The organism is Fictibacillus sp. Mic-4 (genome assembly GCF_049843615.1).
GTDB classification, from domain to species: domain Bacteria; phylum Bacillota; class Bacilli; order Bacillales; family Fictibacillaceae; genus Fictibacillus_A; species Fictibacillus_A gelatini.
The window spans coordinates 48,174-63,685 of the sequence record NZ_JBBHZM010000014.1 but is presented as its reverse complement, the minus strand read 5'-3'; the positions used below and the strand labels follow the sequence as shown (position 1 = coordinate 63,685).

20 protein-coding genes and 1 riboswitch are annotated in these 15,512 nt (G+C 39.8%); of the genes, 2 read left to right on the top strand and 18 right to left on the bottom strand.

Annotation, left to right across the window (positions count from 1 at the left end):
• Positions 1–9: 9 nt before the first annotated feature.
• The 13 genes from WD019_RS11095 to WD019_RS11035 form a co-directional block, all read right to left on the bottom strand.
• Positions 10–939, bottom strand: a complete 930-nt coding sequence (locus WD019_RS11095; protein ID WP_026677819.1) for a pseudouridine-5'-phosphate glycosidase — start codon at positions 937–939, stop codon at positions 10–12.
• Positions 936–2,030 carry a carbohydrate kinase gene (locus tag WD019_RS11090; protein ID WP_425711523.1) on the bottom strand — a complete coding sequence of 365 codons (1,095 nt, stop codon included), beginning with the start codon at positions 2,028–2,030 and terminating at the stop codon, positions 936–938. Before WD019_RS11090 ends, WD019_RS11095 begins: the two co-directional genes overlap by 4 nt.
• A 97-nt stretch (positions 2,031–2,127) precedes the next feature.
• Positions 2,128–2,997: a DUF421 domain-containing protein gene (locus WD019_RS11085; RefSeq protein WP_026677817.1), complete on the bottom strand. Its 870-nt coding sequence runs from the start codon at positions 2,995–2,997 to the stop codon at positions 2,128–2,130.
• Between the two features lie 37 nt (positions 2,998–3,034).
• On the bottom strand, positions 3,035–3,241 hold the full coding sequence (locus tag WD019_RS11080) for a DUF1657 domain-containing protein (RefSeq protein WP_425711522.1): 207 nt from the start codon (positions 3,239–3,241) through the stop codon (positions 3,035–3,037).
• A gap of 61 nt (positions 3,242–3,302) precedes the next feature.
• Entirely contained in the window at positions 3,303–3,656 is a 354-nt protein-coding gene (gene spoVAE, locus WD019_RS11075) for a stage V sporulation protein AE (protein ID WP_425711521.1), read from the bottom strand.
• Positions 3,657–4,670, bottom strand: coding sequence for a stage V sporulation protein AD (gene spoVAD, locus WD019_RS11070; protein WP_026677814.1), 1,014 nt, complete (start codon positions 4,668–4,670; stop codon positions 3,657–3,659).
• Positions 4,671–5,150 carry a stage V sporulation protein AC gene (gene spoVAC, locus WD019_RS11065; RefSeq protein ID WP_026677813.1) on the bottom strand — a complete coding sequence of 160 codons (480 nt, stop codon included), beginning with the start codon at positions 5,148–5,150 and terminating at the stop codon, positions 4,671–4,673.
• 19 nt (positions 5,151–5,169) lie between these two features.
• On the bottom strand, positions 5,170–5,616 hold the full coding sequence (locus tag WD019_RS11060; RefSeq protein ID WP_425711520.1) for a YhcN/YlaJ family sporulation lipoprotein: 447 nt from the start codon (positions 5,614–5,616) through the stop codon (positions 5,170–5,172).
• A gap of 73 nt (positions 5,617–5,689) precedes the next feature.
• Entirely contained in the window at positions 5,690–5,893 is a 204-nt protein-coding gene (locus tag WD019_RS11055; protein ID WP_026677811.1) for a DUF1657 domain-containing protein, read from the bottom strand.
• Between the two features lie 91 nt (positions 5,894–5,984).
• Positions 5,985–6,203 (bottom strand): hypothetical protein, encoded by a 219-nt coding sequence (locus WD019_RS11050; RefSeq protein WP_425711519.1) that lies wholly within the window; start codon positions 6,201–6,203, stop codon positions 5,985–5,987.
• A gap of 118 nt (positions 6,204–6,321) precedes the next feature.
• Entirely contained in the window at positions 6,322–7,656 is a 1,335-nt protein-coding gene (locus WD019_RS11045) for a nucleobase:cation symporter-2 family protein (RefSeq protein WP_051291457.1), read from the bottom strand.
• Positions 7,649–8,242, bottom strand: a complete 594-nt coding sequence (locus WD019_RS11040) for a xanthine phosphoribosyltransferase (protein WP_026677809.1) — start codon at positions 8,240–8,242, stop codon at positions 7,649–7,651. Before WD019_RS11040 ends, WD019_RS11045 begins: the two co-directional genes overlap by 8 nt.
• Positions 8,243–8,363: 121 nt before the next feature.
• Positions 8,364–8,465: riboswitch (purine riboswitch) on the bottom strand.
• A gap of 52 nt (positions 8,466–8,517) precedes the next feature.
• Positions 8,518–9,642 (bottom strand): MGDG synthase family glycosyltransferase, encoded by a 1,125-nt coding sequence (locus WD019_RS11035; protein ID WP_425711518.1) that lies wholly within the window; start codon positions 9,640–9,642, stop codon positions 8,518–8,520.
• Between the two features lie 132 nt (positions 9,643–9,774).
• Between WD019_RS11035 and WD019_RS11030 the strand changes: the two genes are divergently transcribed.
• Together WD019_RS11030 and WD019_RS11025 are read left to right on the top strand one after the other, a co-directional pair.
• Positions 9,775–10,350, top strand: coding sequence for a YkoP family protein (locus WD019_RS11030; RefSeq protein WP_425711517.1), 576 nt, complete (start codon positions 9,775–9,777; stop codon positions 10,348–10,350).
• Between the two features lie 60 nt (positions 10,351–10,410).
• Positions 10,411–11,220, top strand: coding sequence for a metallophosphoesterase (locus tag WD019_RS11025; RefSeq protein ID WP_425711516.1), 810 nt, complete (start codon positions 10,411–10,413; stop codon positions 11,218–11,220).
• Positions 11,221–11,250: 30 nt separating this feature from the next.
• On the opposite strand, the gene WD019_RS11020 is transcribed toward WD019_RS11025, so the two are convergent.
• The 5 genes from WD019_RS11020 to WD019_RS11000 all read right to left on the bottom strand — a co-directional run bounded on the left by WD019_RS11020 (position 11,251) and on the right by WD019_RS11000 (position 15,459).
• Positions 11,251–11,832, bottom strand: a complete 582-nt coding sequence (locus WD019_RS11020; protein WP_425711515.1) for a superoxide dismutase family protein — start codon at positions 11,830–11,832, stop codon at positions 11,251–11,253.
• 158 nt (positions 11,833–11,990) lie between these two features.
• Complete coding sequence (locus tag WD019_RS11015) at positions 11,991–13,295, bottom strand: ABC transporter permease (protein ID WP_026677804.1); 1,305 nt, start codon at positions 13,293–13,295, stop codon at positions 11,991–11,993.
• Positions 13,279–13,983, bottom strand: a complete 705-nt coding sequence (locus tag WD019_RS11010; protein WP_425711514.1) for an ABC transporter ATP-binding protein — start codon at positions 13,981–13,983, stop codon at positions 13,279–13,281. Before WD019_RS11010 ends, WD019_RS11015 begins: the two co-directional genes overlap by 17 nt.
• A gap of 136 nt (positions 13,984–14,119) precedes the next feature.
• Positions 14,120–14,893 (bottom strand): hypothetical protein, encoded by a 774-nt coding sequence (locus tag WD019_RS11005; RefSeq protein ID WP_425711513.1) that lies wholly within the window; start codon positions 14,891–14,893, stop codon positions 14,120–14,122.
• Positions 14,878–15,459 (bottom strand): sigma-70 family RNA polymerase sigma factor, encoded by a 582-nt coding sequence (locus WD019_RS11000; protein WP_425711512.1) that lies wholly within the window; start codon positions 15,457–15,459, stop codon positions 14,878–14,880. The genes WD019_RS11005 and WD019_RS11000 overlap by 16 nt, the downstream gene beginning before the upstream one ends.
• Between the last annotated feature and the right edge of the window lie 53 nt (positions 15,460–15,512).

Genomic DNA, 15,512 nt, shown 5'->3' with positions numbered 1-15,512 from the left:
CACCTGGATTTAGTCCAGGTGTTGATGTTGCAAGCGATTAAAGGCTACGGCAATTTTTGCAGCTACTTCAGCATTATGTTTCACGAGTGCAATATTCGTTTCTAAGCTTTTTCCACCCGTTAATTCTTTAATTTTAGCCAGCAAGAATGGCGTTACTTTTTTTCCTGTAATGCCGCTATCCTGCGCTTCTTTCAAAGCCTTCCCGATCACCTCTTCAATTTCGTTATAGCGAAGCGCGTCTTTTTCCGGTACAGGGTTGGCGACTACAAGGCCCCCATCTAAACCGAGCTTCCATTTGGCATCCATTAATTCGGCTACACTTTCTGCTGTATCTAAACGGTAATCGACCTGGTAATCGCTTTCACGTGAATAAAACGAAGGGAAGGCATCACACTTGTATCCTACAACCGGGACACCATGTGTCTCGAGGTATTCCAAAGTTCTGCCTATGTCTAAAATTGATTTCGCTCCCGCGCAAATGACAGCCACATTCGTTTGTGCCAGTTCGGTTAAATCCGCGGAGACGTCCCATGATTTTTCTCCTTCCCGATGAACGCCGCCAATGCCGCCGGTCGCAAACGTGTGAATGCCTGCCAGTTTTGCGGCAATCATCGTTCCCGCAACCGTTGTCGCACCAATTTTCTTTGTGGAAAGGATATAGGGAAAATCACGGCGGCTTACTTTTTCAACTTCTTTGCTTGTTGCAAATTCTTCAAGTTCTTTCTCATTAAGACCTATTTTCACTTTTCCATTCATTATCCCAATGGTCGCCGGCACTGCACCGTGTTCGCGAATAATGGTTTCCACTTGTTTTGCCATTTCGAGGTTTTCCGGGTAGGGCATTCCGTGCGAAATAATCGTTGACTCTAAAGCAACAATTGGAAGCTTCTTTTCTTTCGCCTGTTGGACTTCTTCTGAATAGGATAAAAATAGTTTCATAATGGAATCTCCTTTACAAATTTCAAAATTTTTTCAGGCAATAATAATGGTGAAACAGAATGCTCCGTCATTAACGTCAATGCTGACGCAGCGAGCCCAAACTGGCATGAAAGGGCGAGTGGCTTCCCATTCATCATGCCGTAAATGACACCTGAAGCAAATGCGTCACCTGCCCCCGTCACATCAACAATATCTACTTCATAAGGTAATAAATGTCCTGTATCATCTTGTGAAGCGTAATAAACACCTTCTTCACCGAGTGTAATGATAACGCTTTCAACACCGAGCTTTAAAATAGCCTGACTTGCCTCTTTGCAATCAGATATGGATAAAATCTTTATTCCAGTGAGCTCTTCGGCTTCTTCCCGATTTGGAAGAATCGCCTTAACCCCATCTAAACGTTTTGGAAGTTTACTTGTTTTTGTGGAAGAAACCGGATCGATGAAAACTGGTAAATTTATTTCATAGCAACGTTTCAATAAGAATTCAATGCTATCAGCCGGGATATTGGTATCTAAAAAGACAGCATTGCTTGACGCAATATACGACCATTTCTCCTCCAACAGTAAAGGTGTCAGTTTATCGTAAATATCCATGTCTGCTAATGAAACGACCATTTCACCATCGATATTAAGCAAGGCCGTATACGTTCCGGTCCGCTCCGTTGGAAAAGTCCAAACCTGGCTTATATCGATTCCTTGTTTATTCGTATGTTCAAGAAGAGATTTTCCTTCTTTATCATCACCGACACAAGTTAGAATGGCTGTCTCCATCCCGAGCTTTTGCAAATTTTCAGCAATGTTTCTTGCGACCCCGCCATATGACTCAGACATAACAACTGGATTAGAAGAATGCAATCTAACGTTTTGCTTTGTGCGAGCTTTTCGGTCAATATTTGCCCCACCAATACATAAGATCATAGACTCTTCCCGGAGAATGTAAGCACGGCCTTTAATTTCCCCCTTCCTCATTAAACTCGCAATATAATTGGCTACGGCCGGCCTCGACAAACCTACTTTTTCAGAAAGTTCTTGCTGAGATATAAACGGATTTAAACGAATATATTCTAAAATTTGTTTTTCTTTATCCATAACTTCCCCCCTCCCTCCTTCAAACATAAGTTTATCATATAAACTTATGTTTGAAAACGCTTTAAAAAAGAGCTAAAAGTTCAATGACTTTTAGCTCTTAACCTTGAAGAAGATGCTTCGCTTTATCGATGATTTCTTCTAGCCGTTTTGCATTTTTAATATACATCGCCTGCGCTTCTTTGGATTCTGTTTGCAAGGCAAAGCTTTCAAGATCCGCCTGGCACTTTTTGATATTGGCAAGAAGCATCGGTTTTTCTTGCGGGGAAGGGACGCTAAGCTTATCATCGTACAGATCGACGGTTAAACCTCCGTATGAATCAACTTGTCCGATAAACACATTTTCAAGCGAGACCCCGAGTTTATCCAGCTCTTTTTGGAGCCAGGCGCGGTTAAATCCGCTATTTGCGAGTGGTTCATCCAACAATTTCCCATCCATTATAATCGTTTGCGTCTCTTTTTCCGGAGCGACTTTCAAAAGTAGATCCTTTGGGGTAAGCGGTTGCTTTTCCCTTTTTAGTAAGACATTTAAGTCGCCTGTCGGTTCAAGGACGGCAAATTCAACATCTGCAAGCTTGTATACATCTTTTTTCCTTAGTTGTTCAAGCAATTCATCAACCGTATAACGTTCTCGCTTTAAATTATCTTCAAGCACTTTTCCATCTTTAATAAACACGGTCGCCTTGCCTTCAATAAAATTGCGGAGGCGTTTATTTTTCACTGAAATGTAACTGATCAAAAATGGGATAACCGTCCAAACGATCAAGCTGATAAAACCGTGAACGAAATTGCTTTCTAACCCTGTTGACACTTCAGCCGCAATACTCCCAATTGTAATTCCCGTAATATATTCGAAAAAAGAAAGCTGTGCAATTTGTTTTTTTCCTAACCATTTTGTCAATAAAAACAATGCAACTAAAAAGGCGATTGAACGGACGCAAATATCTAACCAGCCTGGTAAATTTGGAATATCTGTCACTGACCTTCCCCCCTTTAAGAGAAATCCGTTAAAATCCTTTATACTGTGGTTCTTCAAGTTCTAATTGCCCGATTCGCTTTTCAAGATCCGCAATGATGCCTCTTGTTTCCATCATGCAATCATGAAAAATCCGTTTTGCATCATTACTTTGCGATTTCAGCGCAAATTCACTAAATCCTGCCTCTAATCCTTTTAACGTTGCAAGACATTGTTTGACGCTAGAAGCAACTGTCATAGTTGAATACTCCTTTATTTTTGCATTGTTGCCGTCATATTTCCCGGCCGCAAGCGCTTTTTTATCCTTTTGGCTTAAATAATAATGCTCCGATAAAGCCGAAAATGATAGCTGCCGATATACCGGCGCTTGTTACCTTAAACATGCCCGTTACCACCCCGATCAACCCGTGTTGATGTGCTTCAGCCATTGCCCCATGAACGAGCGCATTTCCAAAGCTTGTGATTGGGACTGTTGCGCCCGCTCCGGCAAAATCGATTAGCGGTTCATATAGATTAAAGCCATCAAGAAGCGCCCCAATGACGACAAGTGTTGACATCGTATGGGCGGGGGTAAGCTTTAACACATCAAACATAATTTGGCCGATGACACATATAATTCCCCCTACAATGAAAGCCCAAAAAAAGATGGCCATTTAACTTCCACCTCCATACTCAATCGATACGGCGTGAGCGATACAAGGAATCGATTCTTTTTGTTGAAACGATAAAGGAGATAACAATGCACCTGTTGCGACAACGAGCATTTTCTTAAATTCACCCTTTTTCATTCGATTCAACAAATGACCGTAAACGACAACGGCTGAACACCCTGAACCACTTCCACCTGCAAGAACAGGCTGATCATCTTTGTAAATCAATAAGCCGCAATCTTGAAAATGCTGTTCCGACAATGATACTCCGTGTTTCTCTAATAAATCTCTTGCCACTGTATACCCGATACGGCCAAGATCCCCCGTCACAATCAAGTCATAATAAGAGGCATCAATTTGCCGGTCCCGCAGATGAGCCTCGATTGTATCTACAGCGGCCGGAGCCATCGCGCCCCCCATATTAAACGGATCAGTCAGTCCCATATCAACCACTCTTCCAATCGTTGCCGATGTAATTTGCGGTCCCTCGCCAACGCTTGCTACAACCGCGGACCCGGCACCCGTCACCGTCCATTGGGCGGTTGGCGGCTTTTGTCCGCCATATTCTGTCGGGTAGCGGAATTGCTTTTCATTAGCAGCATTATGGCTTGATGAGCCCGTCAAAACATACTTTGCCCCTTTTCCATTTACTAAAAAGGCACTTAAAGCAAGCCCTTCCATCGAAGTAGAACAGGCGCCAAACAAACCGAGGTAGGGCATGCCAAGCGTCCGGCAGGCGAATGTAGACGGAGTTAATTGATTGATTAAATCCCCTGCCAAAATAAATTGAATATCTTCTTTTCTTACACCTGCTTTTTCAATCGCTTTATTACAAGATTCTTCAAAAAGCACCGTTTGCGCTTTTTCATAAGAATCTTGTTCGGCCCATAAATCCGCATGAAGAAAATCAAAATCGTCTGCTATTTTCCCCTGTGCTTCAAATGGACCTCCGACCGCCGCCGTGCCTAAGATAACCGGCTTATTTTCAAATTCCCATGTTCGATGTCCTTTGAGCATTTACAGGCCTCCCCATTGAATGAGAATTGTTTTAACCGTTGCGATGACAAAAGCTGAAAATACTCCGAACAAGATGACCGATCCCGCCAATTTAAACATGTTTCCACCGACGCCGAGAACAAATCCCTCTGTTCGATGCTCGATGCATGCTGAAACGACGGAATTGCCGAATCCTGTTACAGGTACCGCGCTTCCTGCACCAGCAAACTGGCCGATTCGGTCATACACGCCAAGTCCTGTAAGCAGCATTGAAATAAAGATCAATGTAGCAACAGTTGGATTTCCGGCTGAACGTTCAGTAAAATCAAAGAAATAAATGTAAAATGATGAGATGAATTGACCGATCAGACAGATGAATCCCCCTACAAAAAAAGCTTTCACGCAATTTTTAAAGACAGGGCGTTTCGCTTCTCGTTCACTTTGAAATTTTTGATATTCTTGTTGAACCGGCGTCAGCTTTTTATTTTTTTTGTTTGCCATTTGAATGCCCCTTTTCTTATTAAATATCTGAATTCATTTCCGATTTAATGACTTTTAATTTCGATTCAATTGTTTTTTCGCCAGGTTTTTTCGTTCGAATCAAATTTTCCAGATCCGACAACAACATGTAAATTTTTTTATCCGCACTAACGTATACTTCTTTCCCGCGCACCTGTTTTTGCACTTTACTTTTTATTGTCTTTAAGAGTTTCTTTAAACGAAACCGGTCAAAATGGTCAACTTTCACCGCGACATAAACTTCTTTATCAGAATTGACCGCTTTTACCGCCTGTACTTCTTCCATATTTTTAATGGCTTCTTTTGCAGTATTTGATGGTTTTTGGCTTGTCGAGCTCACATGAATATTGGATGTTTTCAATTGTTCCTTATTTTGATCCGTACAGCCGGATATCCCGCCAATCAAAGAAAAAACGAAAAATAATGTGTATAAATAGTTCTTGCGCATCCTATCATTCCGTTTCTATGTAGTGATGAAAAAGGATGATATAATGTATCACCCTTTTTTCGCTATTTCGTAATTATTGTTTATATTGAGGCTCTTCTTGTTCTACTTGCTGCAAGCGTGGAGAGAGTGTATCAATAATCGTTTGAGCTTGTTGGGCAGCATTTTTATAAAGTTGTTTCGCTTGTTGGTTATCAGTATCAAGGGCAAATCCCTCTAAGCTTGCCTGAGCGCTTTTTAATCCGGAAATCGTTTGTTTTAAATTATTGATAACTGTCATGATTTGACCTCCTTAAATAAATGTTTTCAACTTCATGAATTAGAATGTCTTTCTTGTACAGGAAATATGTTTGTAATTTTTGGCATAAACTTTATTTTTTCTGAAATTGACCGAGATTCGTGATACCTGCCAGATTACGGCCTTTTTGCATACCGAAAAATGCTGTAGCTATTCCAATGATTAAAGCAAGAGAAGAAAATAGCATGCCACCTCTTCCATTTCTTCGGTAGCCAAACCTCCTCATAACAGGGTCCAACAGCCGCCCATTTCGCCGGTTAAACAAGGATGCCATCCCGATTAATCTGTTCACTTTATCACCTCCTTTAAATATTCAATACATTTAGTGTATGAAGATCGGAAATTGTCATCCTTCAAAACGAAAACCAGAATTGGAAATAAAAAAAAAGAAATACGACAAAACGTATTTCTTAAAGTGTGGATGTCATTTTTTTATCAACCGGTTGAATTGGTTGTTTGTTATGGTGTAAAGCTGGAATTTTCATTTTTTTGGATTTTAACGTAAACAATATATTCAGTAATATCGCGGTTAAACTTCCGGCAACGATGCCATTCGATGTAATGAGTTGAACCCCCTGTGGAAGTTTTACAAACATTTGCGGCTCGACTGTCACGCCAAGACCAACACCTACTGATAAAGCAATAATCAACAAATTTTCTTGTTTAGAAAAATCGACTTTGCTTAACGTCTTAATTCCTGCGGCAACGACCATTCCAAACATTGCCATCATCGCTCCTCCTAATACGGAAGTAGGAATTAATGTCGTAATGGTTGCAATTTTCGGGACAAACCCTAAAACAACAAGTATTCCGCCTGCAGCGTAGATGACATTTTTAGTTTTCACCCCTGAAAGCTGAAGAAGGCCGACATTTTGCGAAAATGTCGTATATGGAAAGGCGTTAAAAAGACCGCCTAAAATGCTTGCAAGACCTTCGGAACGATAGCCTTTCGTTAAATCATTTGTCTTTAAATCCTTTTCGCAAATTTCACTTAATGCCATAAATACACCGGTAGATTCCACTAAACTTACGATAGCGACAATCGTCATCGTAATCATTCCACTTAAGTGAAAAGAAGGAACACCAAAATAAAATGGATGCACCATATGAAACCACGACGCTTCTTTAACAGGCATTAAATCGACCATCCCCATCAAATAAGCGGCAATTGTTCCAACAATCATCCCGAGCAATACAGCGATTGCCCGAAGATATCCCTTGCAAAAACGATAAACAACAATAATAAAAAGCAAAACGCCGAACGATAAAATAAGATTTTCTATTGATCCGAAACCCGGGCTTCCTTTCCCGCCTGCCATATCTTCAATGGCAACCGGAATTAATGTCACTCCAATCACCGTAATAACAGATCCAGTAACAATCGGCGGAAAGAGCCTCGCAATTTTCCCAAACAACCCTGAAATGAGGACAACGATTAGTCCAGAGAAAATAATAGAACCGTAAATGGCCGTCATACCAAATGATTTACCGATGGCAAGCATCGGGCCCACCGCCGTAAATGTACATCCGAGAACAACCGGCAATCCTATGCCAAAAAATCGATTGCTCCAAACTTGAAGCAATGTGGCTAGCCCGCTAGTCGCTAAATCGATCGATACTAAATAAGAAAGCTGCTCCGTTGTAAGATGTAATTGTTGCCCGATGATTAATGGAACGATAACGGCCCCTGCATACATTGCAAGCACGTGTTGAAAGCCTAAAGAAAACACTTTTCCTTTATTCATTGCATGCCACCTCTTCAGAAACAAAAGTTACTTTTCCGTTTGAAAGAGAGCCAATTCGTGCTAAAGATTCAATTCGGTACCCTTCTTCTTCAAGCTTCCGGCGACCAGCCTGAAAGGATTTTTCAATGACGATTCCGATGCCGCTAATAGTCGCTCCTGCTTGCTTTACTAATGAAGCAAGTCCAAGTGCGGCTTCTCCATGGGCAAGAAAATCATCAATGATGAGCACATGGTCTTCAGGGAGCAGCCATTTATTCGAAACCGATATTTCATTCGTTTCTTGTTTCGTAAACGAATAGACTTGAGCCGTAATCAAATCTTGATTTAATGTTAACGATTTCTTTTTGCGGGCAAAAACAACTGGTACATTCATTTCTAACCCCGCCATAACCGCTGGTGCAATTCCGGATGACTCAATCGTTAAAATCTTTGTGATCGGGTCGTTTTTAAAACGACGGCTGAACTCCTTTCCGATCTCTAGCATAACTTCCGGTTTTATTTGATGGTTCAAAAATGAATCAACCTTTAAAATGTTGTCGGACAATACCGTACCTTCCTCACAAATTACTTTCTCAAGAAAGTTCATTACCCTCACCCTTTAACATAAAAATAAAAAACTCGAAGAATCGCTACAAAGTGAAGCAATCCTTCGAGTTTAATTCGAAAGAAAAAAGAACTAGTGCCAGGGCAAAAAACTGCTCTAACCGTTCTATATTTGCGTCACCCGTAGTCGGATTATTTACGGTAATCCGGTAGAAACTTGCAGGCCTTATTCCTGCGATTATACGAGTTCTATGAAGATAGGCACATTATACTTTACTTTTACATAGAAGAAAAGCCTTAAATGGAAATTTCCTATATTCACATTTTTCCATCACCCGGTACACATGATTGCAGCACCATTTTTAAAGAAGAAGATAGATCTATTCTTTCTGAGAAGCAGCGGCGAATGGCATTGATGTACTCTTCTTTTTTCGTAGGACAATCTAAAAATGAGAGAAGCCTATTTTCGTGTTGTTTCATTTTCCATTCCGGTAAACGAAAAGCAATGCCAGCCTTTGTTAAATAGTCCATATTCAATTCTTCCTGCCCTGGAAGCGCGTGATAAATAAAAAAAGGTAATCGTTTCATGAGGCATTCGCTTACGGTCACGCCTCCGGGTTTAGAAAGAACGGCGTCCATTTTATCGTACAATGCATTCATTTCCGCTCTCGAAGAGATATAAGGCAAAGGCGTCACAGTCTCTTTATTTAATTTTTTAATACGATAATATAACTTTTCGTTTTTTCCGCACAATACATAATAATGCAATCGGTTCATTTGAAACGGAGTATTCAAAAGCGTGTCCATCGGCCCAACTCCGAGACTTCCACCGGTCACTAAAACATTGTACTTCTTTTTATGCTGGAACATGCTTTCGCGACGTTCAATTTCAGGATGGACAGGAATTCCGGTCACCCAAATCCGGTTCTCATTCACCCCTTTTTGCATTAGCCATTTTTTTAACGCTCCGTTCGGAACAAAGTGGTATTCAATCGCTGAAATCCCCCATATGTGATGAATAAAAAAGTCCGTATAGGCATTTATAACCGGAACATTAATTCTTCCATTTAGTTTTAAGCGATTGAGCAAATAGGACGGAAGTGAATGACTGCAAATGACTAAATCCGGTTGCTCTTCGCGTATTAAGTTAAACATGCTTTTTAAAAAAAGGCATTCATAAAAGAAAAAACGTTTGTTTTTATCTAACTGTTCATAAACCGATTTTTTATAGAGCCAGCTGTATAAACCCGGGGCTAAATTAATCCAGCGCAAATAAGCCCCTGATATTAAAGATTCTAAATTCCCAAATGTATAAGTTAATATATCGACTTTTTTACATTGGATGAAAGGATCTATTTTCTTTATATTTGCTATTAATGCATTCGCGACTTGATGGTGTCCTGATGAAATTTGCAAAAAAGGCAAAAACAAAACCTTTTTCATATAAAATAGTCTCCCTTGTTTTTTCCTTTAGTATGGTACTTTTCCAGGAAGCCGTTTCATCCTTTCTTTTCCATCAATACAACGATTTGTTTTTAGATATCCTAAAACAAGAAAGGGGGAATGAAAGAAAATATGAACGTCAGACTTTACTTTTTATCTATTTGGAGTTTCTTAGACCCGATTTATTTTGTACTTACACGATTAACGTATATTGATCAGGAAAAAAAGAACATTTTCAGGGTCAGGCTTACAAAATATAAAGGAAGAGACGTGATTCTATCCGACGGTTCAAGGATCGTTAAAAATGACCTGCTCATAAAAATTCATTTGCATAATGCCCGTTTATTAAAAGAAATTAAATTGCTCTCCAACCCTTTAAGCAAAGGAAAATTAATTCATAAACTCATTTATGATTCCATGCCAGAATTAGCGAAATATATAAATAATCATTCATTAGAAAAAGAAATAAAGGGAATTATTGGAATTACAATGATTAACAAAGGCTTCCGTGCTCTTGGGTTTGAATGTTTTTCCCCTGTTAGCCGGATCTATAAATGGTTCAAATTTATTACACAGCTGCCTATTTTCTTGCTGTCTACCTCGCATTTTTCTATAAAAAATTTCCATAAACATTCACCTATCTACTTAGTAATGTCAAAAGATCAGCTACTTAATAAATATTATAGACCAACTGGAAACTCCCAGTAATCGCCTATTGGTTTACCACCCTCTCATTCACTATACTGTAAATGGGAGGGGATATTTTTTATGATCTGGTATGTTCTTTTATTTTTCGTTTTATTAATGATTTTATATAAAGCAAATAAAAACACAAAAAAAGTTGAAGTTAACACCATTTCACTCGAAACCCCGGACAAAAAGGATTCCATTTCTAAATTAACGGTTTTGCACCTTTCTGATATTCATCTTGAAAATATTTCTGTTTCCCCTGCTGAATTATATGAACAAATACGCCATGACACTATTGATATAATTGCTTTAACTGGTGATTTTCTTGATCGCAAAAGAAGCATTCCTAAGCTCGTTCCGTATCTTCAAGTATTGCAAAAAATCAATCCTACCTATGGAACGTTCGCTGTTTTTGGGAATCATGATTATGTGTTAAAAGGGGAGCATTTTGATAGATTGAAAGAAACACTTGAATCTAACGGTTGCCGCACATTGCAAAACGAGAATATAACAATCGAAATTGAGGGCAATCTATTAAACATTATTGGAATTGATGACTATAGCACAAACCGGAGTAATTTAGCCCAATCGTTTGAAGGGGTCAAAGAAGGATATAACCTTGTATTAACACATGATCCTAATGTCGTATTGGAGATGGATAACTTCCATTTTGACTACCTTCTATCAGGACATTTCCATGGAGGCCAGATTCATTGGCCAAAACCTTATCATCTTAAGAAAATGGGCAAGCTAGTCGGCATGAATATGATCAAAGGGCTTCATTATCATAAAGGAAAACCTTTTTATATTAGTGAAGGGTTAGGGCAAACTGGTGTCAATATTCGGATCGGCAGCCGCCCCGAAATTACGTTGCATCAGCTTTCATAAAATGGTGTGAGGAAAAATCCTCACACCATTTTATTTTATCATTCCACACATCACGCGATCGCCTGCATTTCCTGCTGGATCACTTCGATAATCATCCGCTTTTGCATGAATGACCAATGCGGATCCATCAGCATCCAAAAGCGAGTTTGGCTTGCCTTTTTCAAGTGTTACTAATCCGGTAATAAATTCCGCTCGTGCACGTCCTTTTTGATCCGCAATGATATTTTCAAGGTCGCCGACATGTGGTCCTTTCGGGTTTAAAAAGCCGTGGTGTTTCCCGTATGGATTAAAATGCGCTCCTGCTGACTTAAAGGTTGGGGCTTTGCAAATCGCTTTTTCATGAAAGTGAATGCCATGCTTTCCCGGAGCCAGGCCAGAAGCGTACACTCTTACCTTTACTCCATCAACGACTTGCATAAGTGTCGCATATCCTGCTGATTTACCTTCCGCATTGACCAGGTTGACTTTAACTGTTTTCGCTCTCTCCATTTTTGAAACAACCTGCGCTTTTTGCTTGTGATTCGTCTGTTGTTTGGCATGGTCATGATCGGCACATGCCGTAAGTACCGCCGCCAAAACAAACGACATCGACATCGTCATCCATTTTTTCAATTGAAAAACCTCCCTTTTTTTCTCTTTGGATTTAAGCATCCACTTGTAGTGTCCGCCAATAAAGGGAGGTTTCAAACATGATTTGCCTAAATTGTTTGTTTCAAGTTCTTGTTCCACGATTTTTCCGTTTATTTTAAATTTCTGAAGAATCCCCCTTTCTAAACATCACGACGCAGCGCTTGTAGTACATCTACCTGTGTCGCTTTTCTGGCGGGTCGCCAACCAGAAATGAGCGTTACGACAATGCAAATGACAGTAGCAATTAACGTTAAAGACAACGGAATATAAGAGAAAGAAAGGTCGCCCGGGACATTTTCCCCTGTAAACTGCTTAATCACAATCGGTAAAATCAAGTTCACCGCAAAACTGATAATATAAGCAATTAACGTTCCAAGAAGTGCTCCAAGCAATCCGATAAAACTGGACTCCATTAAGAAAATACGTTTAATCGTTTGAGGATGTGCTCCGATCGCCTTCATAATGCCAATATCCTGGGCGCGTTCCGTAACGGCCATCGTCATCGTGTTAAAAATACCGATAGAAGCAATGAGTACGGCAATCGTTCCAACGAAAATTAAGCCGACTTTAATGATCATAAATATAAGGTTCACTTCTTTCAATTCACTGTATACCGAATACGTTTGATATCCCAAATCGTTTATCTTTTCCGTAAACGTTTTGACATCATCCATTGATTTCGTATATACATTAACTTCATCATACGTCCGGGTAGAGCCTTCTTGCTTTTTTTCCTGCTGACGTTCACCGATATAACGATTAATTGTATGAAGGACGGTTTCGGAAATGTAGACAGAACGATCGTCGATCCATGCTTTCTTCGGCTTCTTCCCGATACCAACGATCGTCAGCGGAATTTTTTTCACTTTTTTGCCATCTCTCTTCTGCACTTCTAATTGAACCGTTTTTCCAAGCAACTTACCTCTATACCGATTTTCTTCAAGCTTTTCTTTAACCTCTTTCTCGGTCAATCCGGAATCCTCTTTGTTTACTCCTTTTTTTATAAAAGCTTGACTGCTACTATACCCGACAACGATTTCATTTTCAGATTTCGGCAGCCTTCCCTCACTTAATTCAAAGCCCGCTTTCTTTTCTTGTTCCATATTTACCGACACTACAGGCAGATCCCCTTCGTAATTACGAAAAGAGATTTTACTTGCTTCGCTATAGTTTTTTGTTGTAACCGCCTTAATTCCTTTTAATGTTTCTAGTTTCTTGACATCCTTTTCCGTTAAAGGTCCTTTTTCACTATGGACTTCAATTTGATTAACTAGCTTGCGGCTCATAATATCATTCGCTATATACTGATGCAGTCCAAATCCGACAGAGGCAAGAACGATTAAAAACGAACAGCCTATTGTTGCTGCTAATACGGTCATAAATATCCGCATTTTGTTTTTCTTCATATTCGCCCGAACGAACCGATATTTATCCTTGAATCTCATGAAAAACTCTCCCTTCTAGCAGACTTCCATCCTTAATTTCTATCTTTCTATGAGCAATAGATGCCACCTCTTCATCATGGGTAATGATTAAAAAAGTGATACCAAGCTCTTGATTCAATTCTTGAATAAAGGTAAGGAGAGACTGTTCATTTTCGCTGTCAAGACTTCCCGTCGGTTCGTCTGCAAGAATGATGGGAGGGTTAACAACTAACGCACGTGCAATGCTGACGCGTTGCTGCTGTCCTCCCGATAATTCCGAGGGGTAATGTCCGCCGTATTCTTCTAATCCTACTTTTTTCAACATAGCCTCCGTTTGTTGTTTCCGTTCTTGTTCGTTTGCGCCCTTTAACACGAGGGGTAATTCTATATTTTCATAAGCTGTCATGCTCTGGATCAATTGGAAGCTTTGAAATATAAATCCTAAATGCATCAGGCGAAAATCAGCCCATTGCCCTTCGCTAAAGTGCGTAACATTTGTTCCATTAATGATAATTTCTCCTTTTACCGGTTTCATGTACCCGCTGATCAAATTAAGCAATGTCGATTTGCCTGAACCGCTTCGCCCAACTATGGCAACAATTTCTCCTTTCTTTACTTGAAGATTAATCGTATGTAAGACTGGAACAACTCGTTTCCTCTCTTTCTTTCCCAGATTAAAGCTGTGTGATAAATTTTTCACTTCTATCAAGATAATCCTCCTTATCTAATGTGTATTATAATGTATAGTACACATAATACAAACAGAACTCAAAATTGTCAACCGGTTCCATGTAATGTTAGCGAATGATTCTTAACAAGACCGTTCAAAAATTCTTAAATCTTTCTTAAAAAAATCGGAGCGGGAAAATGAATCCCGCTCCATTACAGATGGCTATATCACATTGAAACAATAAAAATAATGGGCAGAGAGAGCTCAATACACCAGACTTCTTTACTCCCTGCTCTACATCTTCTTCATCAAACGATCCCCATCTAATTTTCTTATCCCATGTCATTTTAACGCCTTCGGTTTTAAAATAAGGCCAATGGTAAGGATAATCGATTGAATCATCACTTATGCCAACCTGAATGGTCACATGCAGCTTGTTCCATAGCCCGCCCAGGCCATTCTGTTTATTATACGGTTCATCAAGCATCAGGTGGGATATTTTTTTTAATACTGTTTCTGCAATTTTATGTTTTTCTTGTTTGCTCACATGTTTCGCAAAAACGAAAGCAATGTTCAATGTTTCACCCGATTGGTAACCATATAGATCGTTGACTTTTTTCCCTGCCATCATCTGTTTTTGAACACTTGTCAAAATGGCTAAATTCACATAAGGGATGGCTCTCACCTGATTTTCTTTAGTCCGCTCTTTACCATCACGTTTCTCTTCGACTTTTCCGCCAGCTACTTGAAGGATAAAAAAGAGCAACAAACCACACACGATAAAGGTAAGCCCTTGATGGAGAAACTTAGAAAAAAAGGAGGGCTTTTTGCGGGCATTCATCCGATGAATTTTTCGAAACACATTGCGGCGGCCTTCTTCGGTAAACGTTACATGCTTTAGTTCTCCTTCGTTTAAAAGATGGGGTAAATCTTTTAATTGTCGCTCCATCCTTTCACCCCTTTCTGCTGGAGCTTCCCTTTAAGCATTTCCCTTGCCCGTTGCAAGCGTGTCCGAATGGTTGCTTCTTTTTTCTGTAAAACTTCCGCCATTTCTTTAATCGACAAATCTTGATAATAATGCAGGATGATGACTTCACGGTATTTGATCGGCAATGTAAATACGCCGTTTATCAATTCTTCCTGTTCGCTTTTTTGCACAACTTTCAGTTCGGGTGTGGATGGATCGGATTTTTTCAACTTTACCATAAGGTCAACGACATTTATGTACTTTTTCCAGCCGCTTCTTAAATAATCTTTACAAAGATTGGCGGTTATCGTAAACACCCATGTTTTTAATGAGGCTTCATGGCGGAATCCGTCAATATGCATATAACAACGGACAAATACCTCCTGGGCGATATCTTCCGCAGCTCTTCGATCCCGCACATACGTATAAGCAAGGCGAATGACGCTTTGCTCATACATGTCCATTAATTGATGCAGTATTTCTTCCCGTGATTGATAGTAGATCCATTTCTCTTTTCCGGCAGGCATGGCCATTCTCTTTCCCCTCACTACAACCCTCCCCCTTTTCAACTACTATTGACGATTCGGATTTGAATTATTAT

Coding starts and splice junctions, on each gene's coding strand:
- WD019_RS11040 (WP_026677809.1), bottom strand. CDS start 8,242: ATGAACTTTCTTGAGAAAGTAATTTGTGAGGAAGGTACGGTATTGTCC.
- WD019_RS11090 (WP_425711523.1), bottom strand. CDS start 2,030: ATGGATAAAGAAAAACAAATTTTAGAATATATTCGTTTAAATCCGTTT.
- WD019_RS11015 (WP_026677804.1), bottom strand. CDS start 13,295: ATGAGATTCAAGGATAAATATCGGTTCGTTCGGGCGAATATGAAGAAA.
- spoVAD (WP_026677814.1), bottom strand. CDS start 4,670: ATGCTCAAAGGACATCGAACATGGGAATTTGAAAATAAGCCGGTTATC.
- WD019_RS11095 (WP_026677819.1), bottom strand. CDS start 939: ATGAAACTATTTTTATCCTATTCAGAAGAAGTCCAACAGGCGAAAGAA.
- WD019_RS11060 (WP_425711520.1), bottom strand. CDS start 5,616: ATGCGCAAGAACTATTTATACACATTATTTTTCGTTTTTTCTTTGATT.
- WD019_RS11055 (WP_026677811.1), bottom strand. CDS start 5,893: ATGACAGTTATCAATAATTTAAAACAAACGATTTCCGGATTAAAAAGC.
- spoVAE (WP_425711521.1), bottom strand. CDS start 3,656: ATGGCCATCTTTTTTTGGGCTTTCATTGTAGGGGGAATTATATGTGTC.
- WD019_RS11035 (WP_425711518.1), bottom strand. CDS start 9,642: ATGAAAAAGGTTTTGTTTTTGCCTTTTTTGCAAATTTCATCAGGACAC.
- WD019_RS11005 (WP_425711513.1), bottom strand. CDS start 14,893: ATGGAGCGACAATTAAAAGATTTACCCCATCTTTTAAACGAAGGAGAA.
- WD019_RS11045 (WP_051291457.1), bottom strand. CDS start 7,656: ATGAATAAAGGAAAAGTGTTTTCTTTAGGCTTTCAACACGTGCTTGCA.
- spoVAC (WP_026677813.1), bottom strand. CDS start 5,150: ATGGCAAACAAAAAAAATAAAAAGCTGACGCCGGTTCAACAAGAATAT.
- WD019_RS11030 (WP_425711517.1), top strand. CDS start 9,775: ATGAACGTCAGACTTTACTTTTTATCTATTTGGAGTTTCTTAGACCCG.
- WD019_RS11080 (WP_425711522.1), bottom strand. CDS start 3,241: ATGACAGTTGCTTCTAGCGTCAAACAATGTCTTGCAACGTTAAAAGGA.
- WD019_RS11025 (WP_425711516.1), top strand. CDS start 10,411: ATGATCTGGTATGTTCTTTTATTTTTCGTTTTATTAATGATTTTATAT.